The sequence below is a fragment of the Novosphingobium subterraneum genome, from assembly GCF_000807925.1.
Lineage (GTDB): Bacteria > Pseudomonadota > Alphaproteobacteria > Sphingomonadales > Sphingomonadaceae > Novosphingobium > Novosphingobium subterraneum.
Genome location: NZ_JRVC01000021.1, coordinates 62532 through 87608, shown reverse-complemented (window position 1 = coordinate 87608; position 25077 = coordinate 62532). Strand labels below are relative to the sequence as shown.

Annotated in this window: 23 protein-coding genes and 1 pseudogene; 17 read left to right on the top strand and 7 right to left on the bottom strand. The window is 61.4% G+C overall.

All coding sequences use genetic code 11. The features are described from left to right. Nucleotides 1–4 precede the first annotated feature (4 nt). Genes NJ75_RS17965 through NJ75_RS17955 form a run of 3 tightly spaced genes read right to left on the bottom strand, consistent with a single transcriptional unit; the run spans nt 5 to nt 2890 of the window. The gene (locus NJ75_RS17965) at nt 5–997 is read right to left on the bottom strand and encodes a PdxA family dehydrogenase (protein WP_039336965.1); all 993 of its coding nucleotides are present in this window, start codon (nt 995–997) and stop codon (nt 5–7) included. After that, nucleotides 981–1478, bottom strand: a complete 498-nt coding sequence (locus NJ75_RS17960; RefSeq protein WP_236727188.1) for an aromatic-ring-hydroxylating dioxygenase subunit beta — start codon at nt 1476–1478, stop codon at nt 981–983. The genes NJ75_RS17965 and NJ75_RS17960 overlap by 17 nt, the downstream gene beginning before the upstream one ends. After that, a complete protein-coding gene (locus NJ75_RS17955) occupies nt 1475–2890 on the bottom strand; it encodes a Rieske 2Fe-2S domain-containing protein (RefSeq protein WP_052242625.1) in 1416 nt (471 codons plus the stop codon). Before NJ75_RS17955 ends, NJ75_RS17960 begins: the two co-directional genes overlap by 4 nt. 230 nt (nt 2891–3120) lie before the next feature. Between NJ75_RS17955 and bphC the strand changes: the two genes are divergently transcribed. The 16 genes from bphC to NJ75_RS17875 all read left to right on the top strand — a co-directional run bounded on the left by bphC (nt 3121) and on the right by NJ75_RS17875 (nt 21120). Then, nucleotides 3121–4020 carry a biphenyl-2,3-diol 1,2-dioxygenase gene (gene bphC, locus NJ75_RS17950; RefSeq protein ID WP_010891028.1) on the top strand — a complete coding sequence of 300 codons (900 nt, stop codon included), beginning with the start codon at nt 3121–3123 and terminating at the stop codon, nt 4018–4020. A gap of 45 nt (nt 4021–4065) precedes the next feature. Then, nucleotides 4066–4392: a non-heme iron oxygenase ferredoxin subunit gene (locus NJ75_RS17945; RefSeq protein WP_010891029.1), complete on the top strand. Its 327-nt coding sequence runs from the start codon at nt 4066–4068 to the stop codon at nt 4390–4392. Next, entirely contained in the window at nt 4392–4880 is a 489-nt protein-coding gene (locus NJ75_RS17940) for an aromatic-ring-hydroxylating dioxygenase subunit beta (protein ID WP_010891030.1), read from the top strand. The genes NJ75_RS17945 and NJ75_RS17940 overlap by 1 nt, the downstream gene beginning before the upstream one ends. 24 nt (nt 4881–4904) lie before the next feature. Then, nucleotides 4905–6167, top strand: a complete 1263-nt coding sequence (locus tag NJ75_RS17935) for an aromatic ring-hydroxylating dioxygenase subunit alpha (RefSeq protein ID WP_010891031.1) — start codon at nt 4905–4907, stop codon at nt 6165–6167. After that, the gene (locus tag NJ75_RS17930; protein ID WP_039336951.1) at nt 6164–6757 is read left to right on the top strand and encodes a 2-hydroxychromene-2-carboxylate isomerase; all 594 of its coding nucleotides are present in this window, start codon (nt 6164–6166) and stop codon (nt 6755–6757) included. Before NJ75_RS17935 ends, NJ75_RS17930 begins: the two co-directional genes overlap by 4 nt. A gap of 28 nt (nt 6758–6785) precedes the next feature. Continuing rightward, nucleotides 6786–8966 carry a TonB-dependent receptor gene (locus NJ75_RS17925; protein ID WP_039336949.1) on the top strand — a complete coding sequence of 727 codons (2181 nt, stop codon included), beginning with the start codon at nt 6786–6788 and terminating at the stop codon, nt 8964–8966. A 110-nt stretch (nt 8967–9076) separates the two neighbouring features. Beyond that, nucleotides 9077–11575 carry a TonB-dependent receptor gene (locus NJ75_RS17920; RefSeq protein WP_039336948.1) on the top strand — a complete coding sequence of 833 codons (2499 nt, stop codon included), beginning with the start codon at nt 9077–9079 and terminating at the stop codon, nt 11573–11575. 131 nt (nt 11576–11706) lie between these two features. After that, on the top strand, nt 11707–13167 hold the full coding sequence (locus tag NJ75_RS17915) for an NAD-dependent succinate-semialdehyde dehydrogenase (RefSeq protein ID WP_039336946.1): 1461 nt from the start codon (nt 11707–11709) through the stop codon (nt 13165–13167). A 164-nt stretch (nt 13168–13331) separates the two neighbouring features. Further along, complete coding sequence (locus NJ75_RS17910) at nt 13332–13937, top strand: UbiX family flavin prenyltransferase (RefSeq protein WP_280513110.1); 606 nt, start codon at nt 13332–13334, stop codon at nt 13935–13937. Between the two features lie 3 nt (nt 13938–13940). Beyond that, the gene (locus NJ75_RS17905) at nt 13941–14510 is read left to right on the top strand and encodes a hypothetical protein (RefSeq protein ID WP_039336943.1); all 570 of its coding nucleotides are present in this window, start codon (nt 13941–13943) and stop codon (nt 14508–14510) included. Beyond that, nucleotides 14507–16066, top strand: a complete 1560-nt coding sequence (locus NJ75_RS17900) for an FAD-binding oxidoreductase (protein ID WP_039336941.1) — start codon at nt 14507–14509, stop codon at nt 16064–16066. Before NJ75_RS17905 ends, NJ75_RS17900 begins: the two co-directional genes overlap by 4 nt. A 36-nt stretch (nt 16067–16102) precedes the next feature. Beyond that, entirely contained in the window at nt 16103–17548 is a 1446-nt protein-coding gene (locus NJ75_RS17895) for an aldehyde dehydrogenase family protein (protein ID WP_236727187.1), read from the top strand. Nucleotides 17549–17567: 19 nt separating this feature from the next. Further along, a complete protein-coding gene (locus NJ75_RS17890; RefSeq protein ID WP_234007477.1) occupies nt 17568–19022 on the top strand; it encodes a non-oxidative hydroxyarylic acid decarboxylases subunit C in 1455 nt (484 codons plus the stop codon). Next, nucleotides 19019–19243 carry a non-oxidative hydroxyarylic acid decarboxylases subunit D gene (locus tag NJ75_RS17885; RefSeq protein ID WP_010891041.1) on the top strand — a complete coding sequence of 75 codons (225 nt, stop codon included), beginning with the start codon at nt 19019–19021 and terminating at the stop codon, nt 19241–19243. The genes NJ75_RS17890 and NJ75_RS17885 overlap by 4 nt, the downstream gene beginning before the upstream one ends. Nucleotides 19244–19256: 13 nt before the next feature. After that, entirely contained in the window at nt 19257–20723 is a 1467-nt protein-coding gene (locus NJ75_RS17880) for an FAD-binding oxidoreductase (RefSeq protein WP_010891042.1), read from the top strand. A gap of 4 nt (nt 20724–20727) precedes the next feature. Then, nucleotides 20728–21120: a c-type cytochrome gene (locus NJ75_RS17875; RefSeq protein ID WP_011906639.1), complete on the top strand. Its 393-nt coding sequence runs from the start codon at nt 20728–20730 to the stop codon at nt 21118–21120. Nucleotides 21121–21312: 192 nt separating this feature from the next. On the opposite strand, the gene NJ75_RS25440 is transcribed toward NJ75_RS17875, so the two are convergent. The 4 genes and pseudogenes from NJ75_RS25440 to NJ75_RS17855 form a co-directional block, all read right to left on the bottom strand. Further along, nucleotides 21313–21543, bottom strand: coding sequence for an acyl-CoA dehydrogenase family protein (locus NJ75_RS25440; protein WP_010891044.1), 231 nt, complete (start codon nt 21541–21543; stop codon nt 21313–21315). Nucleotides 21544–21678: 135 nt separating this feature from the next. Next, a pseudogene (locus NJ75_RS17865) lies at nt 21679–22595 on the bottom strand (SDR family NAD(P)-dependent oxidoreductase). 43 nt (nt 22596–22638) lie between these two features. Then, nucleotides 22639–23142: a TIGR02444 family protein gene (locus tag NJ75_RS17860; RefSeq protein ID WP_011906638.1), complete on the bottom strand. Its 504-nt coding sequence runs from the start codon at nt 23140–23142 to the stop codon at nt 22639–22641. Nucleotides 23143–23261: 119 nt separating this feature from the next. After that, nucleotides 23262–24122, bottom strand: coding sequence for an alpha/beta fold hydrolase (locus tag NJ75_RS17855; RefSeq protein WP_010891049.1), 861 nt, complete (start codon nt 24120–24122; stop codon nt 23262–23264). A 139-nt stretch (nt 24123–24261) separates the two neighbouring features. Here NJ75_RS17855 and hpaH point away from each other — a divergent pair, with 139 nt between their 5' ends. After that, nucleotides 24262–25077: a 2-oxo-hept-4-ene-1,7-dioate hydratase gene (hpaH, locus tag NJ75_RS17850; protein WP_010891050.1), complete on the top strand. Its 816-nt coding sequence runs from the start codon at nt 24262–24264 to the stop codon at nt 25075–25077.

The following is a 25077-nucleotide window of genomic DNA, read 5'->3' as shown; positions in this document are numbered from 1 at the left end:
CTCCCTAAGCTTGTTCGAAACCGCGGCCCGAAGCGAGCCGTCCGCAAGTGCGCATCGCGCTCTGCATCATGGCGGCATCGGCTTTGCCGGTACCGACGATGTCGTAGGCGGTGCCATGGGCCACCGACATATGCAGGTACGGCGGCCCCATGATGATCACGCTGTTGCCCGAAAAACCCCAGGTCTTGACGGCGATGTGGCCCTGATCGTGGAACATCGCCAGGACCATGTCGTAGCGGCCCTCGATGCAGTGGCGGAAGACCGAATCGGGCGCGATCGGCCCTTCGACATCGATGCCCCTGGCACGCGCGGCTTCAACCCCGGGCGCAATTTCAAGGCGATCCTCGTCGCCGATGGCATGTGGGTTGAGACCGGCAACCGCGATCCGGGGTTGGGCGATGCCCCAGGATTGCATGGCCTCGTGCAGTTGCCCCACCGCCATGGCGACGAGGTCTGCCGAAATGACGTCGATCACTTGCCGCAACGACATGTGATCAGTCAGGTGCGCAACCCGGAGCGGCCCGGTGAGCAGCACCAGATAGCTTTCGCCGGGTGTCGGGCTGATGACCTTGTCGAGCTTCTTGGCGAGCTTCAGCGAACCGGTGCTGATCGGCCCCATGATCGTGGCCGCGAAGGAACCGTCGCGGGCAAGCGCGTCGAGCTCGTCCAGCCATTGCGCGGTGGCGTGCCCGGCGGCCTCGGTGTCCTCGCCCAGGGGCAGAACGCCATCGGGCAGCGCGCCGGTATCGATGACGTCGATAATCGCGGGATCGTCGCTGGGTTTTTCGAAGCTGCGCATGACCCGCAGCCGGGCCTTGGTGCCGGTGAAATCGAGCGCGCGTTCCACCGCAGCCGCCGATCCGAGCAGCACGGGGATCGAATCCTCGTGCACCGATCCGCCAGCCAGTGCCCTGACCGCGACTTCGGGCCCGATCCCGGCGGGATCGCCGATCATGGTGCCGACAACCGGGCGCGCCTGTCTAGATGCTATAGACATCGGCGATCTCGTGGAACAGATCTGTGACAACGATCGTCTTCTTGCGACGGATCACGAAAGTATCGTCCTTGGGCTCAAGATCGTAGTAGGCCCACCCGCTGAGAGTGGCGACTTTGCCTTCCAGCACCGAAACCGTGGTCCAAGACGTCCGCGCATGCACCTGGCCATCGCTCTCCTCAGCAGACAGCAGGGAGAACTGGTGAACCGTGCGTGGCTGCGGCGTGCTCGCCGCCGAGCGCCGGGTCCTGATCCGGAACACCCGATCCTCAAGCCCGCCCCGGTTGGGATAATAGATCAGCGAGACTTCGTTCTGCGGATCCGCAGTCGGCCGTTCGTGATCGTCCCAGGCTGGAACCCAGTATTCCGCCTCTTCGTGATAGAGCGCCAGCCAGGCATCCCAGTCCTTGTCGTCAAGCGCCATGGCTTCCTGACCGATGAAGCGGGAAACCGCCAGCCAGCGCGAATGGAATGCGGTCATCATGCCTTCTCCAGCGAACGCTCAAGGAAGGCGGCAAGCTCGCTGCACTCGCTGTCGATGGCCTTTTCCATGAGCGTGAGCCACTCGTCATGGATCGCCACATAGAGGCCTTCGTCGGCAACCGCCGGGCTGCTCAGCACCACATTGAAATCGAGCGGCTCGCCGAACTTGCCCGGGCCGGTGTCCCAGCGCGTCGAACCGCGCGACATCTCGTTGTAGCGGCCTTCGCCGGCGCCATAGCCGGTCTGGCAGTTGTTGAATTCGGTCAGGTCGTCCGGGGTCGCCATGCCGGTCGAATTGAAGAAATCCTCATACTGACGCAGCCGCAGGGCACGCGCCTCGGCGCTTTCGCCGACCGGGGCGATGCACACCGTGCTGACTTCGGTCTCATCCACCGCCAGCGGCTGGATGATGCGGATCTGAGTGCTGGTCTGGTCCATCAGGAAGACGTTGGGAAACAGCTGCAGGTTGCGGATGCGCTTGTTCATCCACTTGGCCTTTTCGGCGCCGTAGGACTCTTCGAGCCAGTCGATGATCTCGAAATTGGGGCGATCCATGAAGTTGGCATAGTCGGCCCACAACACCGTGTGTCCGTTGTGGAACGAGAACGACCCGCCATCGCGCGCGGTGAAGCCATTGAAGCTAATCGCCTTGGTTTCGTTCTTCGAAATGCCTTCGACGCGGCGCTGAACCGTCATGAAGTAGTTGGCGTGCGTGGTCATGACGTGATAGCCGTCGAGCCCGTTCTCGACCTGCATCTTCCAGTTGCCGTGATAGCGGTAGCGGTTGGTTCCGGGCAAAACTTCCATTGCGCCGGACTTCGACTGGTCCACCAGGATATCGATGAAATCCCGCGCGCCGGCGAGGTGATCGACCAGCGGGACGACATCGGCGGAGAGGCTGGCAAAAATGAAGCCGCGGTAGCTTTCCACCCGGGCGACCGGTTGAAGCCCGAAATCAGCGCGATTGAATGCCTCCGGATAGCCCCCGATGCTCTCATCGGTGACGTCCAGCAGGTCGCCCCCAGACGAGAATGTCCAGCCATGGAACGGACACATGTGGTTGCGCTTGTTGCCCGCCCGCTCGCGGCAAATGCGCGCGCCACGGTGCGAACACGCATTGACGAAGGCTCGGACCTCTCCCGTCTTGTCACGGGTGACCAGGATAGGAACGCGCCCGATCTTGGTCGTGATGAAATCGTTAGGTTTAGCGATCTGGCTCTCATGCGCCAGATAGACCCAGTTGCGCTCGAAGATGTATTTCATCTCGAGATCGAACAGCGCGCCTTCGGTAAAGGCAGCACGATCTAACTGGAAGATCCCGCGCTCGTGATCCTTCTTGAGCCAAGCGCGCATGCGCCCTTTCAAGCCCTGCAAGTCGGCAATCCTGCCGCCGATTTTCTCATTGAGTTCCATCGATCCTCTCCCGTTCTGTGCGTCGGGCACCCAATACCTCCGCGAATCAACCGCAGATTGCACACGGGGACTACCTCATCCCATCATTTCGTGCAACGTATTGCACAATGAAAAACGTTCTGGTAGGTAATGAGTCAGAAATGGCTGAAACCGGCGGCTTGAATCGAAGCAAGGCGGCCAGCAAATCGCAAAATGACCCCGTTTTGGGGTGAATTGGGAGAGTTTGAACTATGTCGGTCGTCACCGAACTCGGCTATCTTGGTCTTTCCGTTTCCGATCTCGCTGCCTGGCGCGCTTACGCCGCCGAAGTCGCCGGCATGGAAGTCGTCGATGAAGGCGAAGGGGATCGGCTCTATCTGCGAATGGACCTTTGGCATCACCGCATCGTTCTGCACGCTGATGGCAGCGATGACCTGGCTTACATGGGCTGGCGCGTGGCCGGGCCGCAGGAATTCGCCGCGATGCAGGAAAAGCTGAGCGCGGCGGGAATCCCCTTCACCGTGGGCACCGAAGCCGAGGCGCGCGAACGCCGGGTTCTCGGGCTGCTCAAGCTGGCCGATCCGGGCGGCAACCCGACCGAGATCTTCTTCGGCCCCCAGGTCGATACGCACAAGCCGTTTCATCCTGGCCGTCCGATGTTCGGCAAGTTCCTGACCGGCTCGCAAGGGATCGGGCACTGCATCCTGCGCCAGGACGATGTCGAGGCGGCGGCCCGGTTCTATGAACTGCTCGGCCTGCGCGGGTCGGTTGAATACCATCTCCACCTGCCCAACGGCATGGTCGCCCAGCCCTATTTCATGCATTGCAACGAGCGCCAGCACTCGGTCGCCTTCGGCCTCGGACCGATGGAAAAGCGCATCAACCACCTGATGTTCGAATACACCGATCTCGACGATCTCGGCATGGCTCACGACATTGTGCGCGGGAAGAAGATCGATGTAGCGCTGCAGCTTGGCAAGCACGCCAACGATCAGGCCCTGACCTTCTATTGCGCCAATCCGTCGGGTTGGTTGTGGGAGTTCGGCTGGGGCGCCCGCCACTCGACCGGCCAGCAGGAATACTACACCCGCGACATCTTCGGCCATGGCAACGAGGCGGCTGGCTACGGGATGGACATTCCGCTGCTCTGACAATCGCCCATTTTGCTCGATTCTTGACAGGACAACAGGTCAACCATGTCAAACAAATTGCGACTCTGTGAAGCTGCCAGCGTGAAGGACGGCGAGCCGGTTGCGGCATTCGCAGAGGGAATGCCCGCCCTTGCCGTCTACAATGTCGATGGCGAGATTTTCGTTACCGACAATCTTTGCACCCACGGCAATGCCATGCTGACCGACGGATATCAGGATGGCGACATCATCGAGTGTCCGTTCCATGGCGGCTCGTTCGACATCAAGACCGGCGCAGCCAAGGCCTTTCCCTGCCAGGTGGCGATCGCGTCCTATCCGGTCGAAATCGAGGATGGCTGGGTCTGCATCACGAAGCCCGAAGGAGCAGCATGATGGGCCTTCCCACCCTTGAGCAGATGCAGTTTCAGCATGCCGCTGCGCAACTTAATGCGCTTCATGCGGAACTGATCGATGACGACCGGTTGGAAGAATGGCCTGACCTGTTTGAAGAAAAGTGCCAGTACAGTGTGATCTCAGCGGAGAACCACAATCGTTCACTGAACCTGGCTGCGGTGTTCTGCGACAGCCGCGGCATGCTGGTCGATCGCATCGTCTCTTTGCGCCGCGCCAATATTTTTCCCGCGCACAGCTACCGGCATATTCTCGGTCCGACCCGCGTGAAGTCGACCAGCGGGCAGATCGTCACCACACAGACCAACTATGTGGTCCTGATGACGCGCAACGACGGTCAGACGTCGATCTACAATTCCGGAAAATATGTCGATCAAATCGACGTTTCCGGGGCTGCCCCGCGCTTCCTTTCCAAGACCGCGATCTTCGACACCCACCTCATCGATACGATGATGGTCCGCCCGATCTAGCTGCAAAGTTGAAAGCACCCAATTATGTCCATTCCCCAGCAAACAGACGCCTTGGATCAAGCCCCGTCCACTGCAGGATGCCGGGTTCCGTACCGCGTTTTCACCGATCGCCAGTACTACGATCGCGAACAGGAGAACATTTTCAAGGGTAACTGCTGGTCCTTCGTCGGACTTGAGGCTGAAGTTCCGCAGGCGGGTGATTTCAAATCGACCTTCGTGGGCGAAACACCGGTGATCCTCACGCGCGACAGCGACGGCTCGTTGCATGTCGTGGTCAATCGCTGCGCCCATCGCGGCGCCCTGGTCTGCCGCGAAATGCGCGGCAACCGCGCAAGCCTGGAATGCGTCTACCACCAATGGGCCTACGATCTGAAGGGGAACCTGATCGGGGTACCCTTCCGCCGCGGCCTCAAGGGACAGGGCGGGATGCCGGGCGATTTCGACATGTCCCAGCACAATCTTCGCCAGCTGCGCACCGAATCCGTTGGCGGTCTGGTGTTTGCCTCATTCTCCGAAACTGTCGAATCCTGCCGCGATTTCCTCGGCCCGATCGTGGTCGAGCAGATCGAGCGGATCATGTGCAAGCCGATCACCGTGCTGGGCGACCAGCGCCAGCGGATCCGCGGGAACTGGAAGCTCTACGCCGAGAACACCCGCGATCCCTACCACGCGAGCCTGCTGCACCTGTTTCACAACACGTTCGGTCTCTATCGCTCGACCCAGACAGGTAAGGCATTGATGGATGCCAACAAACGCCACTCGCTGCTCTATTCGATCGCGGCCAGCAACGACGATGCCGCCGACAAGCAGGCCTATGGCGATTCCCGCACCTTCGACACCGAATTCAAGCTGCAGGACATGTCGCTGCTGAAAGGTCGGCAGGAATTCGCGGACAATGTTACGCTGGTGATCCTCGCGGTCTACCCCAACCTGGTCCTCCAGCAGATCCAGAACACTCTCGCGGTGCGCCAGACGGTGACCTACGGGCCGGATGAATTCGAGCTCGTCTGGACCCATTTCGGCTACCAGGACGACGATGCGGAAATGCAGGCCATCCGGCTCAAGCAAGCCAACCTGATCGGCCCCGCCGGGCTCATTTCGATGGAAGACGGCGAAGCGGTGGAAATCGTCCAGAACGCCATCGTCGGCGAGGCAAGCGCGACGTCCTACATCGCGATGGGTGGCGGCCGGGCCGAGGATGCCGACCATCTCGTCACCGAGGGCGCGATCATCGGCTTCTGGGACAATTATCGCGAAATGGTCGGCTTTGAGGTGGAGCCGACATGACCCGCACGATCGACTTCTACTTCGATTTCATCAGCCCGTTCAGCTACCTTGCGCAGCTCAAGCTGCCGGAGATCGCGCGGGCAGCGGGATGCACGGTCGATTACTGGCCGATCGACATTCCCGAAGCCAAAATTGCCGCCGGCAACTATGGCCCGTCCAATCGCGAGGTATTGCCCAAGATCAAGGTCATGAAGGCAGACCTTGAGCGCTGGGCCGAGCGCTATGGAGTGCCCCTCACCTTTCCAGCCAGCTTCGCTTGCGCAGACTGGAATTGCGCGGTGCTGTTCGCCCGCGAGCACGGTAAGGCCGAGGCATTTGTGACCGATGCCTACCGCCGGATCTGGGGCCAGGGGATCGATCCCGGCGACCGCAACGAACTGGCCGCATGCGCGATAGCAGCGGGGCTTGATCCCGCGGCGCTGATCGCTTTCGTCGAATCGCCCGCCGGCCAGAACGAATATCGCAAGGCCCGGAGCCAGGCGATCCAGCGCGGCGTGTACGGTGCGCCGCTGATGTTCGTCGACGACCAGATTTTCTGGGGAAATGACCGATTGGATTTTCTTGCCGAGTATTTGAACAAGTCAAAATAAGCAATTCGGTTACATAGGGGAGGTTTGCATGAAAAAGTATGGCTGCTATTTCGTTGCCTTGATGGGAGCGACCGCGCTGACGCCGCAGATGGCCTTGGCACAAGACATCACAAGCGAATCGGACGAATCCCACGCTACCGACACGGGCCTAGGTGACATTATCGTCACGGCCACTCGGCGCGAGGCCAGGCTGCAAACCGTGCCGGTTGCAGTTACTGCGGTTACCGGCGACGCTCTGGCTTCCGCCGATGTTTCGACGGTCCGCTCCCTCACTCAGGTTGTGCCGGGCTTCATCGGCAGCCGTAATATGGGCGTCTTCCAGCCGGTGGTCCGCGGGGTCGGCTCAACCGGCATTTCGGTTGGTGATGAACCCAATATCGCAACCTACGTCGACGGCGTCTATCAACCGGAATCGGCCGCCAACTGGATCGACCTGGTCGAGGTCGAACGGGTCGAGGTGCTGCGTGGCCCGCAGGGAACGACCTTTGGCCGCAATGCCACCGGCGGACTGATCAACGTAATCACCCCCGATCCCAGCTTCGACTTCCGCGGCAAGGCTTCGCTGCGCGTGGGGCGGATGAGGCGCGATGCCGGCGATTACGATGCCCGGCTCTATTTCACCGGCCCAATGAGTGACAAGGTCGCGGCTGATTTTGCCGCGCTTTTCCGCAAGAACGATGGCTATATCGACGATCTGGTCCGCGGCGGCACACTTGGCAACCAGCGCGTCATCGACCTGCGTAGCAAGTTGCTGTTCAAGCCGACCGACAATTTCAAGGTGGTCCTGACCGGGGAATACTTCAATCAGGAAAGCACCACCAATTCGCCGCAACCGCTGGACGGCAACACCGCGGGCCGCAACTGGCCGGGCGTGATCGTACCGACCGATGCCTGGCAGGCGTCGTTGACCGAGGTTCCGCTGCTCAATCTCACAAGGTGGAGCTTTGCGCTGCACACCCGGCTCGATCTGGGCAGTGTGATGCTTGAGACCACCTCTGGTTTCCTCAACCTGCGCTGGCAGCAGACCACCGATGGCGATGCCTCGAACATCAAGCTTTCGAACTTCCCGGCAGTGTTTGAATCGGAGTCGGGCAGCCAGGAAATCAAGCTGAGTTCGGCCAACCCCGGTCGCTTCCAGTGGCTGGTCGGCGGCTATTTCTACCAGTTCGGCGGCGGCGCGCCGGTGCTTCAGCCTTGGTCCACGACCAACCCGGCCTCGCCCCTGGCGGGTCCGTCGCTCACGCCGAAGCTTGATGGGCGCTCATTCGCGGGCTTTGCCGAAGGCACCTATGAGGTTCAGCCGAAGCTGTTCCTCACTCTTGGCGGGCGTTACACTACCGAGACGCGCTGGTTTAGCCAAAGTAACAATGGCGTATTGCTGGTCGATGACGTTTCAAAAACGTTCAACAAGTTCAACTACAAAGTCGGTGTCCGTTATGAGGTGACCGACAAGACCAACGTCTACGCCACCTACAGCACCGCGTTCAAAAGCGGGGTGTACAACATGGCGGCAACCGGCGGCACCCCGGTCAACCCGGAAAACATCAAGGCGGCTGAATTCGGGATCAAGTCCGATCCGCTGGACTGGCTGCGCACCAACCTTGCCGTCTATTATTACGACTACAAGGATCTGCAGCTTCAGTCGAAGGCCCCGACCGGCCCCGGATACATCCTGCAGAATGCCGCCAATGCCGAAATCTATGGTGGCGAATTCGAGACCATCATCAGCCCGGTCCGCGACCTCCGGCTGCGCGCGGCGGTTGCCTATACCCATGCGCGCTACAAGGATTTCCCGAACGCCCAGGGCTTTACGCCGATCGTCAACGACAATGGCGACTTTGCCGGCAACGTGGCGGCGCCGTTCGATGCCTCGGGCAAGGTCATGACCCGGGCGCCGGAATGGTCGGGCAATGTCGGGTTCGATTGGGGGCATGATGTCGGCAACGGCCGCGTCACGCTGGCAGGCAATCTCCTGTGGAGTTCCCGGGTCTATTACGACTTTGCCAACAGGTTCTCGCAGCGGCCCTACACCCTGTCCAACCTTTCGATCAATTGGCAGCCCGAAAGCGAAGCCTTCAAGGTTGGGCTGTGGGTGACCAACTTGACCAACGAAAAGGTCTTTCAGACCATACGTCCCGGAACGTTGGGCACCGACGGGTTCTACGAACAACCGCGCAAGATCGGGATGACGATCGAGACCAAATTCTGAGAACCTGATCCGAAACTCGCGAAAGAGCCATTTTCAGGCCGGCACCGAACGATCCGAAACGAAGTTTCGGATCGGGCGCCTAATCAGCATAACATGAGGGAGAATGCAAAATGCCAAACCGACTAATGTATTTCAGGAAGGCCTTCCTGCGTGCCAGCGCCTCGGCTATGGTCGGATACATCGGGCTTGTGCCGATTTCGGCGCATGCACAGGATGCCGCAGCAAGCGAGCCCCAGGCCGAGGAGCAACAGACCGGCGGCCTCGAAGAGATCACCGTGACAGCGCGCAAGCGGGCCGAGAACCTGCAGGAAACACCAGTCGCGATCACCGCGATGACCGGCGGAATGCTCGAGGAACGCCAGGTCACCAACGTAGCAGAAGTCGCAAAATTCGCGCCGAACGTGAACATCTCGCCGGTCGCCAACATTTCGGGTTCGAGCGCCTCGATCACCGCGTTCATCCGCGGCGTGGGCCAGACCGATTTCAATATCACCGTCGACCCGGGCGTGGGCGTCTATGTCGATGGCGTCTATGTTGCCCGCTCGGTTGGCGCGCTGCTCGACATGGCCGACGTTTCGAGCGTCCAGGTCCTGCGCGGGCCGCAGGGCACACTGTTCGGCAAGAACACTATCGGCGGCGCGATCGTCGTCAATTCCGTCGAACCGCAGAACGATTTCGACATGAAGCTCGAAGCGGCGACCGGACGGTTCAACCGCGCCGATTTCAAGGGCATGATCAACGTACCGCTGAGCGACACTCTCGCAATGCGCGCGGTTGCTTCCTATGAAACCCGCGACGGCTACCAGAAGCGTTTGTTCGACGGAGGCCGCCAGGGCAATAAGGACAGCTTCGGCGGACGCATTGCGTTCAAGTGGGAGCCGACCGACAAGCTGACCGTCAACCTGAGCGGCGATATCAATATCAGGCGCGAAGAAATGGCTGCTTCGACGCTGGTCAACCTTTTCGAATCGCCCAACCTGCTGCAGGTTGTCGACTTGAATGGCCGAACCGTGGTTTTCCCCAGTTCGACTTATGCTTGGAACAAGTTGCAGGGCGGCGCAGGTTTCTGCGGTGCGGACGGGCAACTGGCACCGGTCAACGACCCGCGCTGCGCCACCACGCAGTGGATCACCGGCGATATCGATTCAACCTGGTCCGGTGCCAAGAACCAGTCGGATTTCGACCTGTGGGGCACGAACCTGACGCTGGATTATGATTTTGGTGACATCAACCTGAAGTCGATCAGCTCCTATCGCGATCAGAAGGCCACGATCCAGTTCGACTTCGACGGAACGCCACATCCCTACCTCAACCTGACAAACAATATCGATCTGTGGCAGGCTTCGCAGGAATTCCAGTTGACCGGCAGTGTCCTGAATGATCGGGTGAAGTTCGTTCTGGGCGGCTATTACCTGAAGGAAAAGGGCCAAGACAAGAACAACCTGCTGTTCGGCTTCGCTGACTTCTTCAGCGGCGGCAAGATCGACAACGACAGCTATGCTGCCTATCTGCAGGCAACGATCAAGGTGACCGATCGTCTTTCGATCACGCCGGGCATCCGCTATACCGACGAGACCAAGCGGTTCGATCCTTCGTTCCAGACCATCAATGTTGATTACACTGCTCCGCTTGGGCAGGCCGGCATCATCCCTTACCCCCAGGGCGTGTTCATCGCCTTCAGCCAGTGCGTGACCGGCCAGCCAGTGCCCTTGCTGGTGACCGATCCGGCGAGCCCGCTGTTCGGCTTCCCGCTGCCTGGAGGCTGCGCACCAGCCGCCACTAACCCTGGTGGAAACCACACGATGCCGGCGGTCCAGGTTGCCGCCAAGGCCAAGGAATGGACGCCGGCAATTTCGGCTGACTACAAGATCACCGACGATATCCTGGTCTATGCCTCCTATTCCAAGGGTTTCAAGAACGGCGGCTTCACGCAGCGAATCTTCCCGGCTGAACAGGTTGCGCCGTCGTTCAGGCCCGAATTCGTGGAATCATACGAACTCGGCCTCAAGACCGAGCTGCTGGATCGCCGCCTGCGGCTGAACCTCGCCGCGTTCATGTCAAACTACGATGACATCCAGGTCGTCGTCAGCGAAGGCATCGCCCCCCGGGCACGAAACGCCGGTTCCGGCCGGATCAAAGGCTTTGAAGTCGAAGGCGAGGCGGCTCCGACCGATTGGCTACGCCTGACCTTCGGCGTTGGCTATCTTGATGCCTATTACCGCTCCATTGATCCGCTCGCGTTCCCCGTGAACCTGAACTCGAAGTTCGCCTTCGTGCCGGAATGGACCGGATCGGCCTCGTTCAACGCCGACGTCTATGAAAGCGACATGGGCAAGCTGACGGTGCGCGGAGACTGGTCGTACCAGAGCGAAACCTTCAAGGATGCGATCAACAGCCCGCAATTGCGCCAGCCTGGCTACAGCGTCTTCGGCGCTAGTGCTTCGTTCACCGAAAAGAGCGAGCACTTCACCGTGACGGCCGGCGTGACCAACCTGACCGACGAACGCTATATCCAGGGCGGTTACGTCGATCCGTTCGTCGCCGGGACAGCGCTGGCAACCTACTCGCGCCCGCGCGAATGGTTCCTCAAGCTCGCCTACAAGTACTAAGACCCAATACCCGAGGGCGGCGGCACGCCGCCGCCCTCACCCCTGTTGTGGCACCGTCCACGAGCCTGCCAGCCACGTTGCAGCCTAATTTTGATATCGGCAACTGGTCTTGCGGCCAAAGGAGCCAAGTCTTGGCCGTTACGATCCCCCCGCTCGAGCGCAGCGATTTCCTGACCGGCCAGCCGCTTGTCGACGGCACCGAAATCTGTGGCGACTCTACCTACGCGATCACTAACCCGGCAACCGGCGAAGCGCTGGCGAATGTCGCCAAGCTTGGCGCTGCCCAGACGTACCGGGCAATTGAAAGCAATTCCCGCGCCTTCATCGATTGGCGCAAGCGGCACGCACAGGAACGCGCCCGTCTGCTGCACGACTGGCTGGCGCTGGTCCGGCTGCACCGCCAGGATCTGGGTCTGCTGATGACCGCCGAGCAGGGCAAGCCGCTGGCCGAGGCGCTGGGCGAGGTCGATTACGCCGCCAGCTTCATCCAGTGGTTCGCCGAGGAGGCGCGCCGCGTCTATGGCGAGGTTATTCCAGGCAGCGCTGACCGGCGGATCATCGTGATCCGCCAGCCGGTTGGGGTAGCGGGGGCGATCACGCCGTGGAACTTTCCCGCCGCGATGATCACCCGCAAGGTCGCGCCAGCGCTGGCGGCGGGCTGCACCGTCACCCTCAAGCCGTCCGAACTCACCCCGCTGACCGCTTTCGCCCTCGCGAAGCTCGCGCTCGAAGCCGGCATCCCGCCCGGCGTGTTCAACGTGGTCTGCGGCGATGCTCCGGCCATTGGATCGGTCCTGACCAGCCATCCCGATGTCACCAAGTTCACCTTCACCGGTTCAACCGCGGTGGGCAAGCTGCTGACTGCGCAATGCGCCACCACCCTGAAACGGGTTTCGATGGAACTGGGCGGCAATGCCCCGCTGCTGGTTTTCGACGACGCCGATCTCGATCAGGCGGTCGAGGGGACGATCGCCTCGAAATTCCGCAACACCGGGCAGACCTGCGTCTGCGCCAACCGCATCCTGGTTCAGGGCGGGATCCACGACCGTTTCGTCGAGGCGCTGGCCGCCAGGGTCAGCGCGTTCACGGTCGGCAACGGGCTTGAGGGCGCAACCGATCAAGGGCCGCTGATCACCCGGGCCGCCTTCGACAAGGTTCAGGGCCATGTCGCCGATGCAATAGCGCAAGGCGGCGGCATCGTCACCGGGGGCAAGCGGCACGGGGCGGGGGAACTGTTCTTCCAGCCGACCGTGCTGACCGGCGCGAACCCCGCCATGCGCCTCGCGGACGAGGAGACCTTTGGCCCGGTCGCGCCCGTGTTCCGCTTCGATACCGAGGCCGAGGCGCTGGCCCTGGCCAACGCCACCCGTTCCGGGCTGGCTGCCTATGCCTTTACCCGAGATATCGACCGGGCCTGGCGGGTCGCGGAGGGCCTCGAAACCGGCATGGTCGGGATGAACAACGGCATCGTCTCGACCGAAACTGCCCCGTTTGGCGGCATCAAGGAATCGGGTCTGGGCCGCGAAGGTTCCCGCCACGGCATCGATGAATTTCTCGAGATGAAGACGATCAATCTGGGGGTCCGGTCGTGAGTCGCACCACCCTTATGGAAATACGAAAAGCGTTGCACAATGCGGAACGCGTTGTATAGTGTTGGCAAAGATCGGGAGACGGATTACAGCATGCCCAGCAAGGACCGGCCTTTCGCGACCTTGATCACGATGCGCTCGCAGGCGGGATTTCTGCGGTGAAACGCATGGTCGTCGGCATCACCGGTGCGACCGGATCGGTCTATGGCCTGCGGTTGCTTGAGCTGCTGCGCGAAGCTGGCGGCTGGGAAACCCATCTCGTGTTGTCTCCGGCCGCCCTGCTCAACATTCGCGAGGAATTGCCCGATGGCAAGGCCAGGCTCGAAGCGCTGGCCGATGTCGTGCATAACGTCCGCAATGTCGGCGCCTCGATCGCCAGCGGTTCGTTCGTGTGCGAAGGCATGGTGATTGCACCCTGTTCGATGCGCACGCTGGGCGCGGTCGCCCACGCGCTGTCCGATAATCTGATCACTCGCGCCGCCGACGTGATGCTGAAGGAGCGCCGTCGCCTGGTGATGATCACCCGCGAAACGCCGCTCAACCTGGCGCACCTGCGCAACATGACGGCCTGCACCGAAATGGGTGCGGTGATCTTCCCGCCGGTGCCGGCCTTTTATTCGCGGCCTACCTCGCTGGCCGAGGTAGTCGATCACAGCTGTATGCGGGTGCTGGATCTGTTCAGGCTTCACGCGAAGTCGGAGAAACGCTGGCAAGGCCTGAGCAAAGAGGCGGCAAACCTCGTTCCGGCCTTGGCGCAAGAAGAAGGGAACTAGAGAATGGCGTGGGATGTCAGCCGTCGCACCGTCATGAGCGGGGGTGCCGTGGGAGCGGCAGTGGCCGGTCTGGGGATCGGTCGCAGCGCCTTGGCGAAGCGACCACTCAAGATCATTGTCATTGAGGAAGCAGAAGTCCCCGAAAGTCGGCTCTTTGCCGAAACCTTCGTCAATTCGGGACGTGCGGCAAAGGTGATCCGGATCGACCGGACGCTCAATGGCCTGCTCCATGAACTCGCAATTGGCGAAGGTGTGCTCGTCGGCCTGACTTCCGACCCGGCAGCCATGATTGCCGAACAGGTTCTGCTAGCCGACGGCGCGCGCCCGTTGCTGAAATGGGCGCATCATTACCGCAAAATGCGGTGGGAACACCGGACCGACGGCGCTCCGGCGCTGCTCGCGCGGGCCAGCACCGGCTGGCCGATTGTTCTGGCTAACCACATGCAGGATGCGCTGGTCGGCGATCGCCAGGATGACGAACTGCGGTGCCAGTCGGGACATTGCGGGCTCGATGGGAAAAGCCCCGGCATGCTGGTTTCGTGGGCATTCGAAGTGGGAGTACAACAGTCGTGAGCACGCGCATGCCCCAAGGCGTTGATGCCGCAACCCTTCGCAAGGCGCTGGATGAGCTGGCCGGAATCGTCGGCAAGGAATGGGTCTTCGTTGATGATCTGCCGCTGTCGGCCTATCGCGATGCCTATTCGCCGCTGGCCGATGGCGAGATGCTGCCTTCGGCTGCCGTGGCGCCGGCAAACATGGAACAGATCCAGCAGGCGCTGAAGGTTTTCAACGCCTACAAGCTGCCGATCTGGACCTTCGGCAACGGCCGCAATTTCGCCTATGGCGGACCCGCCCCGCGCCAGTCGGGCTATGTCATGTTCGATCTCAAGCGGATGAACCGCATCCTCGAGGTCAACGAGAAATACGGCTATGCGCTGGTCGAACCGGGCGTATCCTACTTCCAGCTCTATCGGCATCTGCGCCAGATCGGCAGCAAGCTGTGGATCGATCCGGCGGCTCCGGGCTGGGGCGGCGTGATGGGCAATGCGCTTGAACACGGTGCAGGCTACACCCCCTACGGTGATCACTTCGTCATGCAGTGCGGCATGGAAGTGGTCCTGGCCGATGGTCAGGTCGTCCGCACCGGCCAGGGCGCGATCGAAGGGTCGCAGCACTGGCAATCGACCAAGCACGCGGCCGGCCCGCATTTCGACGGCATGTTCACCCAGTCCAACTTTGGCGTGGTGACCAAGATGGGCATCTGGCTGATGCCCGAACCGCCGGGCTACAAACCGTTCATGATCACTTACGAGCGTGAGGAAGACCTCGCCGCGATCTTCGACGCGGTCAAACCGCTCAAGGTCAACCAGGTGATCCCCAACGCGGCGGTGGCGGTCGACCTACTTTGGGAAGTCTCCGCCAAGACCACGCGCCGCCATTACTTCGACGGCAAGGGCCCTATCCCGGATTCGATCCGCAAGAAGATCGCGTCTGATCATGGCCTGGGCATGTGGAACTTCTACGCCGCGCTGTATGGTCCGCCGCCGATCATCGAGAACAACTGGAAGCTCGTCGAGGAAGCGATGATGAGCATTCCAGGTGCGAAGCTGCACCTCAACCGCGAAAACGATCCCGCCTGGGACTATCGCGTGCGGCTGATGCGCGGCGAGCCGAACATGACCGAATTCAGCATCATGAACTGGATCGGCGGCGGCGGGCATATCAACTTCTCGCCGATATCGGCACCCGACGGCAAGGAAGCGCTGAGCCAGTACAACCTGATCAAGCAGCGCTGCCACGATTTCGGGTTCGATTATATCGGCGAATTCCTGGTCGGCTGGCGCGACATGCACCACATCCTGATGATCATGTACGATCGCGCCGACGAAGGCATGCGCAAGAGCGCCTATGACCTGTTCGGCAAGCTGGTCGATGAGGCAGCCGGTGCTGGCTTCGGCGAATACCGCACCCACCTCGCCTTCATGGACCAGATCGCCAAGACCTATAAGCACAACGATGGGGCGCTGTGGGACCTGCACCACCGCCTCAAGGATGCACTCGATCCCAACGGCATCCTCTCCCCCGGCAAGCAGGGGATCTGGCCCCAGGCGATGCGCAACCAAGCGTGATCGCGCGACCAGGTGAACGACGAAATCAAGGATAGAATGACCATGATGCAACTTGAGCACTGGATTGGCGGCGCCGCCGTTGCCGCAACGGGCGGAGCCTATTTCGACGATCTCAACCCGGTCGACGATTCAGTCTATTCGCGGGTGCCGTCCGGCACCGCCGAGGACATGAATCGCGCTGTCGAAACCGCCCATCGAGCCTATCTGCAGCATCGTGACCTGACCGCAGCAGTGCGCGAAGGGTGGATCGCGAAAGCCGCCGAAATCATGGAGCGCGATACCGCCAAATTCGCCGACGTGCTGGTCGACGAAATCGGTTCGCCGATCGCCAAGGCCGGGTTCGAAACCCGCTTCGCGGTCAGCTTCCTGCGCGCGGCGATCGGCGTGCCGCGCCGGATTCGGGGGGAAACGATCCCTTCGGACACCCCTGGGCGGTTCAGCATGAGCCTGCGCCAGCCGGTCGGTGTGGTCGCCGGGATTACCCCGTTCAACGTGCCGCTGATCAAGGGGATCAAACAGTCGGCCATGGCCCTGGCCACAGGCAACGCCTTCGTGCTGCTACCCTCGGAAGCCGCGCCAATGATCGCCGATCTGCTCGCTAAATTGTGGAAGGAGGCCGGCGTTCCCGACGGCTTGTTCAACGTGGTCTACGGCAATGGCGCGGAGATCGGCGACGTGCTGACCGGCCATCCCAAGGTCGCATCGATAACCTTCACCGGGTCCTCGCGCGTCGGCAAGCACATCGCCGAAATCGCGGCCCGCAACCTCAAGAAGTACACGCTGGAGCTGGGCGGCAAGAGCCCGCTGGTGATCTGCGCCGATGCCGATCTGGACAAGGCGGTCAACGCCGCGCTGTTCAGCATCTTCATGTACCAGGGCCAGGTCTGCATGGGGGCTTCGCGGATCTATGTGGAACGGTCGATCTTCGACCAGTTCACCAAGGCCTTCGCCGCCGCGACAGGCCGCGCCAACAGCGGCGACCTGCGCGATCCTACCACCATGCTGGGCCCGATAATTTCCGAACGCCAGCGCGACCGCGTCCGCCGCCACATCGACGATGCCCGGTCCAAGGGCGCCGCGGTGCTGGCCGGCGGCGAGTGGAGCGGAAACAGCTGCGCGGCCACCATCCTGAGTGGCGTTACCGCGGAAATGACCGTGTTCGAGGAAGAGACCTTCGGCCCGGTCACCTCGCTCTTTCCGTTCGACACACTTGAGGAAGCCCTCGAACTCGCCAACAACACCGAATACGGCCTCAGCGCCTCTATCTTCACCCGCGATCTCGACAAGGCGCTGGCCTTTGCCCAGCGGGCCGAAGCGGGGATGGTCCACATCAACGCGCCGACCCTGCACGACGAGCCGCACGTTCCGTTCGGCGGAACGAAGGCCTCTGGGTTCGGGCGCGAAGGCACCGAAGCCGATCTCGAGATCATGACCGAATGGAAATGGGTCACGATCCAGTCGGCGACTGAGGGCGGACACTGACAGGCGGGAACGAATGACCATGAACGATCTCCCTAACCGCGCCCGCTCGATCTCGTCGCTGCGCGACTTCCTCGAACTGCTCGAGGATGCCGGCCAGGCGATCACCTGGAGCGATGCGGTGATGCCCGAACCCGGCGTGCGCAACATAGCCGTCGCCGCATCGCGCGATGCCAACGGCGCGCCGGCGATCGTATTCGACAATATCACCGGTTACCCCGGCAAGCGCTTGGCGGTGGGCGTCCATGGTTCGTGGGACAACATCGCCCTGCTGCTGGGCCGACCCAAAGGCACGACCATCCGCGAGCTTTTCTTCGAGATCGCCGGCCGCTGGGGCGATCAGGAAGCGCAAATCAGCTTTGTCCCAGAAGCCCAGGCCCCGGTGCACGAATGCCGGATCGAACAGGACATCAACCTTTACGATGTCCTGCCGGTCTATCGGATCAACGAATACGATGGCGGGTTCTACATCGGCAAGGCCTCGGTCGCCTCGCGCGATCCGCTCGATCCAGACAATTTCGGCAAGCAGAATGTCGGCATCTATCGCCTGCAGATCCAGGGGCCGGACACCTTCACCCTGATGACGATCCCCTCCCACGACATGGGACGTCAGATCATGGCGGCCGAACGGGAAGGCGTTCCGCTAAAGATTGCGGTCATGCTGGGTAATCATCCCGGCCTTGCGGTGTTTGCTGCCACCCCGATCGGCTACGAGGAATCGGAATATTCCTATGCCTCGGCGATGATGGGCGCGCCAATCCGGCTGACCAAATCGGGCAACGGGATCGACATCCTGGCCGACAGCGAAATCGTGATAGAGGCCGAACTGCAACCGGGTGGACGCGAGCTGGAAGGGCCGTTCGGCGAATTCCCCGGTTCCTACAGCGGCGTGCGCAAGGCGCCGATCTTCAAGGTCACGGCGGTGTCGCACCGGCGCGATCCGATCTTCGAGAACATTTACATCGGGCGCGGCTGGACCGAGCACGATACGCTGATCGGCCTGCACACCTCCGCCCCGATCTATGCCCAGCTGCGCCAGAGCTTCCCCGAAGTCACCGCGGTCAACGCGCTTTACCAGCACGGACTGACCGGGATCATCTCGGTCAAAAACCGCATGGCCGGCTTTGCCAAGACGGTCGCGCTGCGCGCGCTGAGCACGCCGCACGGCGTGATGTACCTCAAGAACCTGATTATGGTCGATGCCGATGTCGATCCGTTCGATCTCAACCAAGTGATGTGGGCGCTTTCGACCCGCACCCGTGCGGACGATATCATCGTGCTGCCCAACATGCCTGCCGTGCCGATCGATCCTTCGGCAGTGGTCCCGGGCAAGGGGCACCGCCTGATCATCGACGCGACCAGCTATCTCCCGCCCGATCCGGTGGGTGAAGCGCACCTTGTCACCCCGCCGACCGGGGACGAGATCGACGCCCTGAGCAAGCGGATCCGCGAAATGCAGCTGGGAGCCCTGTCATGACCACCACCGTCTGCGGGCGCTGCAAATCGAGCGGCGCTGTCACCGATCATCAGGGCAGGCAGGACGGCGCGGTCGTGTGGACGATCCTGCGCTGCCCGACCTGCAACTTTTCCTGGCGCGACAGCGAACCGGCCCGCGCTATCGACCCGGCTGTGCGCTCGGCCGATTTCGCCGTCGATGTCGGCGATCTCCAGCGTTATCCCAAGATTCTCCAGCAATAAGGCTCCCAACGCCATGATCGATCAAGCCCGCCAGACGGCCACGCTCGGCACCCTCGCCCAGGCACTGGGCAAGGCCGCCGTCGATACCAGCCCGCAGACCCTGGCCCGCTATGCTGTCCCAGGGATGGCACCGGCAGGCGTGGTGCTTCCGGCCGATGAAGCCCAGCTCGCCAAGGTGCTGGAAGCTGCGCGCACCAGCGGCGGTGTGGTCCAGACGGTCTGCAACGGCGCCTACGGACTTGAAAAAGCCGTACAGGACAAGGTGATCGTGCTTGACCTGCAGAAGATGAACAAGGTCCTCGAGGTCAATGACGAACTGGCCACCTGCCTAGTCGAACCGGGCGTCACCTTCCGCCAGCTCGATGCCCACATCAAGGAAAAAGGAATAAAGCTGTGGGTCGACTTTCCCGGCAATCCCGATGAAAGCGTGGCCGCCAGTTTCATCAACCGCCGCCCCGGCTACACCCCCTATTCCGATCATTTCCTGATGCAGTGCGGGCTCGAGGTCATGCTGGCTGATGGCAAGATGGTGCGCACCGGCATGGGCGCCATGCCCAAGAGCACCTGCTGGCAGCTGTTCAAGTTCGGCTATGGCCCTTGGGTCGATGGCCTGTTCACCCAGTCCGATTTCGGGGTGGTGACCAAGGTCGGCATGTGGATGATGCCGCAGCCCCCGGCGCACCAGACCTTCATGGTCTCGGTCCCCAAGGAGGACGATCTGGGCGCGTTGTTGGACGTGCTCGGGCCGCTCAAGCTCAACATGGTGGTGGCCAATGGCGTCGCGGTGGGCAATGCGCTCCACGAAGCGGCCCTGCTCGGCAAGCGCCGCGCTGATTTTGAGGGCCAGGGGCCGATGGCGGCAAGCGCGGTCAAGGCCGCTGGTGAGGTGCTCGGACTAGGCTACTGGAACCTTTACGGCTCGCTCTATGGCCTGCCCGGCAACGTCGCGATCCTGTGGGACATGGTCAAGGGCGCGTTCTCGTCGATCAGCGGCGCAAGGGTGATTACCGATGGCAAGGGCATCGATCCCAAGCTGTGGGCCTGGCGGATGGGCACGATGACCGGTGTGGTGGCCGATCCCCCGGCCAGGACAGCAGGCTGGAGCGGCGACTTGGCGCTTACGGTCAACCCGGTCAGCCCTGTGGATGGCGAGGAAGCCGTCAAGCTCTATGAACTGTCGCGCGATATCTGTGCCAAAAACGGCTTCGACTTCGTTGGCGAAACCACCGCGATCTGGCGTTCGGCCAACCATCGCCAGGTGCTGCCCCATGCCGCCGGGAAGGGCGAGGATGCGGTACGGGCCAAGACTTGCGCCGAAGCCCTGATCGCCGCGCAGGCCGAGGCCGGCTTCGGCCAGATCATGACCGACCCCGGGCTGGGGGCGGCGGTTGCCAAGACCTATGAAAAGGGTGGCCGCTCGGCCCTGCATGCGCGGGTCAAGCAGGCGCTTGATCCCAACTCGATCTTTGCCTCGGTCTGAGCCGATGCGTCGCCATGCCTGCGGAGGTAAAATGAATAAGTTCCTCGCCCTTTCGCTTTTCGCTGCACTTGCTGCCTGTTCGTCCGCACAAGGCGAATCAGTGGTGGACGGTGCGGAGAATTATGAGCGTTACTGCGCAGGTTGCCACAACCCCGGCCCGGGCCACGGTGGCACCATGCTGCTGGCCGAAAAAGGTGCTCCGGTGCCTTCGCTCATCGGTCGCAAGGACTTAGATTACGATTACCTACATTCGGTCGTTCGCCAGGGCCTGATCGAAATGCCGCCGTTCCGACCGACCGAATTGTCGGACGCGGAGATCAAGCAGATCTACGATCACATCGTGGCGCAGAAGCTTCCCCCCACAAAGGCCGAACCCGCCAAAAACAAGGCACTTTGAGGTCAAATCAAGCTGGGCGGAAAAGGTCAACAGGGTTTGTAAGGCTGAAATTGCTAGGGTGCCAACGGAGTATGCGGATAGCTGGTTGCTTTGGTGAGCACGCAGGCTTGGTGCCATTGAGAAGTCAGCCATCTCCGGTTGGCACCGCAGTCGTCTGCAGACCCGCCGCATCTGATCCCGAACCGGGTTCGGTCAGGCCGAAAGCGGCGATTTCATGCGCGGCAGCCATGCAGACTTCTGCGCTTCTGTTCCACCATTCTTGAAGGCTGATGCGAACATGCCGACATTGATCGAAATGAACGAGCGGAATGCCGGCATCGCATAACTTAGCGTGTGCCTGGTGAGGATATACTGGCTGATGTTCATGCCGGCGCCGCCATGCTCTTCCGGTATGGTCAATCCAAACAGACCCAGGTCGCGCATCGCTCGAGGACGCTTTCGGGGATGAGGTCGGTTTCAATAATTTTGCACTCGACAGGACTGAGCCGGTCGCGCACGAAGCGTTCAAGCTGTATCAAGACTTCTGCATCTATGCCGGCATTGCTCATCGGTTACCTGTCAGATTGCATCATAAGGAAAGACATGCGCCGAGACTTCATCGGCGCGCGCGAAGCTGCTGCGAAACGAAGGTACAAGCTCGTGGGCAATTGCCTCCGGCGTCCAGCCTTCGACCTTGGTCATCGACCGGATCGGCCGGGGCTTGCAAAACAGGGCGATTTCATTCTTGCGAACCGCGAAAATCTGGTTCGTCACGTCCTTAGACAGGTCGGATGCCAGATAGGCAACCAACGGCGCGATCTTGTCTGCCGACATGGATTGCAACCGTTGGACACGTTCGTGTTCGGCAGGAGTTGTCGCGGGAATTGACGAGGTCATGCGGCTCCACGCAAAAGGCGCGATGCAATTCGAGCGGACGCCAACCCGCGCCATGTCGAGCGCGATAGACTGCGAAAGCGCGACGACGGCAACTTTGCCGCCGAATAGTTCGCCTGCCCGATGTTGCCGATCAGACCGCTCGTCGAAGTGAAATGATCGAAACTGCCCGCCTTCTGTTCACGAAAATAGGGCGTGGCGGCCTGGGAAACGTTGAAGACACCAGTAAGATTGACCGCGATGACGCTGGTCCAGTCCGCGTGACTCATCTTGTGCCAGATGCTGTCTCGCAGGATGCCTGCATTGTTCACGACCGCATCGATTCGGCCAAATTTCCGTACCGCATCCTCGATAATGCTCTGCGCCTCCGCCGGATCTGCAACATTACCGAAGTTGGCCGCCGCTTTGCCCCCGGCAGCGATGATGTCGTTGGCGGTGTTCTGAGCGAATGCGGTATCGCCGCCGTTGCCCGCCTGCGCCACGCCAGGATCGTTGACGATAATTGCCGCCCCCTGCGCCGCGCAATACAACGCCAGTTGGCGACCTATTCCGCGCCCGGCACCAGTGATCGCGACAACTGATCCATCCAGGCACCGATCCATATCCCGTTCCTCAAATGCAATTAGCCCGACAGGCAGGACTGGCTCAATGCCAGGCCCTGGCAACAAGCTCACCCAGTTCCTCTGCCACTCCGCCAGATGTGCTCGCCAAGGTACAATAGTTGGCAAAGCTTGCCTGGACTGCAGCTTCGGACGACTCGGCACGGGTCAACTGGTCCAGGTCCAGCCCAGCGAGCATTTGGGACTGGACCAGACGTTCACCATGCAACTCTGCCGTCTTCAGCGCCGCATAAGCCGCGGCGTTAATTTCCGACTCAGGCGTACCTTGGCACCACTGCTTCATCCAGCGCCGCACCGCACGGACCGGTTGCACGAAGCGTTCATTCGCAGTTGCTGCCGAGTGCTGCGCGGCCTCGATGTCCGAAACAGCGAGAATGGCGCTACGCGCCCCTGCCAACCAAAGGCAAAGCAACACCGTGTTGACGTCACAACCATGCTGGTCCTGCAAGGCAAGGCAGGAAGCTGCCACACCCGGCTTGGCATAAATGTGTAAGGAATAGTCCCATAACGCCGCCGCGTGCTGCTCCACCTGAACTGAAGCTCCATCACCCACTGGCGGCACGGCCGGGCCTTGGTCCGACCGTGCCGAAGTACCCAATCGCGGACCTTGGTGAAAATGCTGACCAGACATGCAACGTGGTCAACCGCCTAGAACCTGCGGGCGCCGAAATGGATTTCCATCATCGGACGCATGACATCCCACCGTTCCAGCTGCGACCAGTGGCCCGAACGGTCGAGAACGTACAGTTCGGCATGCTTGAGATGCTGGATCAGGTAGAGGCTGGTGTCGAGCGGCACCACCCGGTCCTGGCGGCCATGGAAGATCAGCACTTCGTGCGGCATTTTGCCCAGCAGTTCGGGCGGCATGTTGAGCGTCTCAATGCCGTTCTTCATCGAATCGATCATCTTGACCGCGGTCTTCATGATTCCCGGATCGGTGGCGATCTTGTAACGGTTCTCGACGATTTCCTCCATGCCTTCGAACTTCTCGGCATCGTAGGCGAAGCTGTGCATCACCTGGCGATAGCGGGCATATCGTGGATCGGAATAGAACGAGAGCAGGCGGATCAGTTCCGGGGTGCGCGGGCCGGGGGCTCCGATCGAACCCATCAGCACCACCTTGTCGATCGCGTCGGGCTCCTCGCTCATCATCTGCAGGGTCAGCGCGCCGCCCATCGAATTACCGACAACGTGGGCCTTCTTCACACCGAGCGCCTCAAGCAGGCCAAAGCACTGGTCGACCCGGGTGCCGATCCAGCCCATCACGCTGTCAGGCCACGGATCGGGAATCACTGACTGGCCGAAACCGATCAGGTCGGGCGCGATCACGAAGAAGTTTTCGGCGAGGTCCGGCATCAGGTGATACCAGTTGGATGCGGCATGTGCGCCCGGACCCGCACCGTGAAGCAGCAGAATTGCCGGCTTGGACGGATCGCCCGCCAAGAGGGTGTGCGAGGTCAAGCCCCGGCCCGTGATCTTTTCTTCCCTGATAACCCCTTCAGCAGCCATGACATTCTCCCATGCGATCTTGACGAAATATCCGCGAGACTCTTTGCCGGAGTTCACGGTCATTTTTACCGGAGCCTAAGATATCGTTTGACATTGTGCAATGAGTTTTCCCAAACGATATGCCACGGGAGATTGCAAGATGGCAGTGGAGGCATTCAGCGACATACTGGTCAACGAGCTGGCGCTTGAACTCGACGGCGCCGAGCAGACCCGCGAACGGGTCCGGCCGTTCTCGGCGCGCTATCCCGCCATGCGGATCGAGGATGCCTACCGCATCAACCAGGCCTGGGTCGATCTCAAATTGGCGCGAGGGCGCACCGTTTGTGGCCACAAGATCGGCCTGACCTCGCGCGCGATGCAACAGGCAGCCGGGATCACCGAACCCGATTACGGCACCTTGCTGGATGACATGGTGTTCGAACAGGGCAGCGACGTTCCAGCCGCGCGGTTCATCACGCCCAAGGTCGAGGTCGAGCTGGCCTTTGTGCTCGGGCGCCGCCTGGAAGGAGCACAGACGACGATTTTCGATGTCCTGAGCGCCACCGACTATGTGGTTCCGGCAATCGAAATCATCGACACACGGGTGCATCCCAAGGATGCCGAAACCGGGGCCGCGCGCAAGGTCCTGGACACGATCAGCGACAATGCCGCCAATGCCGGAATCATCGTCGGCGGTCTGCCGGCGAAACCCGACGGGCTCGACCTGCGCCGCATCGGCGCCCTGCTCAGCCGCAACGGGGTGATCGAGGAAACCGGCCTTGCGGCAGGGGTGCTCAACCATCCCGCCAACGGCGTCGCCTGGCTGGTACGGCGGCTCGCGCCCTGGGGGCAAGCGCTCGAAGCCGGAGAAGTCGTGCTCGGCGGATCGTTCACGCGTCCGGTCGAAGCGGCGCCGGGCGATGTCTTCAACGCCGATTTCGGCGAGTTTGGTTCAATCGGGTTCCGGTTCGTATAG

Coding starts and splice junctions, on each gene's coding strand:
- NJ75_RS17960 (WP_236727188.1), bottom strand. CDS start 1,478: ATGATGACCGCATTCCATTCGCGCTGGCTGGCGGTTTCCCGCTTCATC.
- NJ75_RS17920 (WP_039336948.1), top strand. CDS start 9,077: ATGCCAAACCGACTAATGTATTTCAGGAAGGCCTTCCTGCGTGCCAGC.
- NJ75_RS17925 (WP_039336949.1), top strand. CDS start 6,786: ATGAAAAAGTATGGCTGCTATTTCGTTGCCTTGATGGGAGCGACCGCG.
- NJ75_RS17935 (WP_010891031.1), top strand. CDS start 4,905: ATGTCCATTCCCCAGCAAACAGACGCCTTGGATCAAGCCCCGTCCACT.
- NJ75_RS17905 (WP_039336943.1), top strand. CDS start 13,941: ATGGCGTGGGATGTCAGCCGTCGCACCGTCATGAGCGGGGGTGCCGTG.
- bphC (WP_010891028.1), top strand. CDS start 3,121: ATGTCGGTCGTCACCGAACTCGGCTATCTTGGTCTTTCCGTTTCCGAT.
- hpaH (WP_010891050.1), top strand. CDS start 24,262: ATGGCAGTGGAGGCATTCAGCGACATACTGGTCAACGAGCTGGCGCTT.
- NJ75_RS17880 (WP_010891042.1), top strand. CDS start 19,257: ATGATCGATCAAGCCCGCCAGACGGCCACGCTCGGCACCCTCGCCCAG.
- NJ75_RS17885 (WP_010891041.1), top strand. CDS start 19,019: ATGACCACCACCGTCTGCGGGCGCTGCAAATCGAGCGGCGCTGTCACC.
- NJ75_RS17965 (WP_039336965.1), bottom strand. CDS start 997: ATGTCTATAGCATCTAGACAGGCGCGCCCGGTTGTCGGCACCATGATC.
- NJ75_RS17875 (WP_011906639.1), top strand. CDS start 20,728: ATGCGTCGCCATGCCTGCGGAGGTAAAATGAATAAGTTCCTCGCCCTT.
- NJ75_RS17955 (WP_052242625.1), bottom strand. CDS start 2,890: ATGGAACTCAATGAGAAAATCGGCGGCAGGATTGCCGACTTGCAGGGC.
- NJ75_RS17910 (WP_280513110.1), top strand. CDS start 13,332: ATGGTCGTCGGCATCACCGGTGCGACCGGATCGGTCTATGGCCTGCGG.
- NJ75_RS17890 (WP_234007477.1), top strand. CDS start 17,568: ATGAACGATCTCCCTAACCGCGCCCGCTCGATCTCGTCGCTGCGCGAC.
- NJ75_RS25440 (WP_010891044.1), bottom strand. CDS start 21,543: ATGCGCGACCTGGGTCTGTTTGGATTGACCATACCGGAAGAGCATGGC.
- NJ75_RS17945 (WP_010891029.1), top strand. CDS start 4,066: ATGTCAAACAAATTGCGACTCTGTGAAGCTGCCAGCGTGAAGGACGGC.
- NJ75_RS17855 (WP_010891049.1), bottom strand. CDS start 24,122: ATGGCTGCTGAAGGGGTTATCAGGGAAGAAAAGATCACGGGCCGGGGC.
- NJ75_RS17930 (WP_039336951.1), top strand. CDS start 6,164: ATGACCCGCACGATCGACTTCTACTTCGATTTCATCAGCCCGTTCAGC.
- NJ75_RS17895 (WP_236727187.1), top strand. CDS start 16,103: ATGACCATGATGCAACTTGAGCACTGGATTGGCGGCGCCGCCGTTGCC.
- NJ75_RS17940 (WP_010891030.1), top strand. CDS start 4,392: ATGGGCCTTCCCACCCTTGAGCAGATGCAGTTTCAGCATGCCGCTGCG.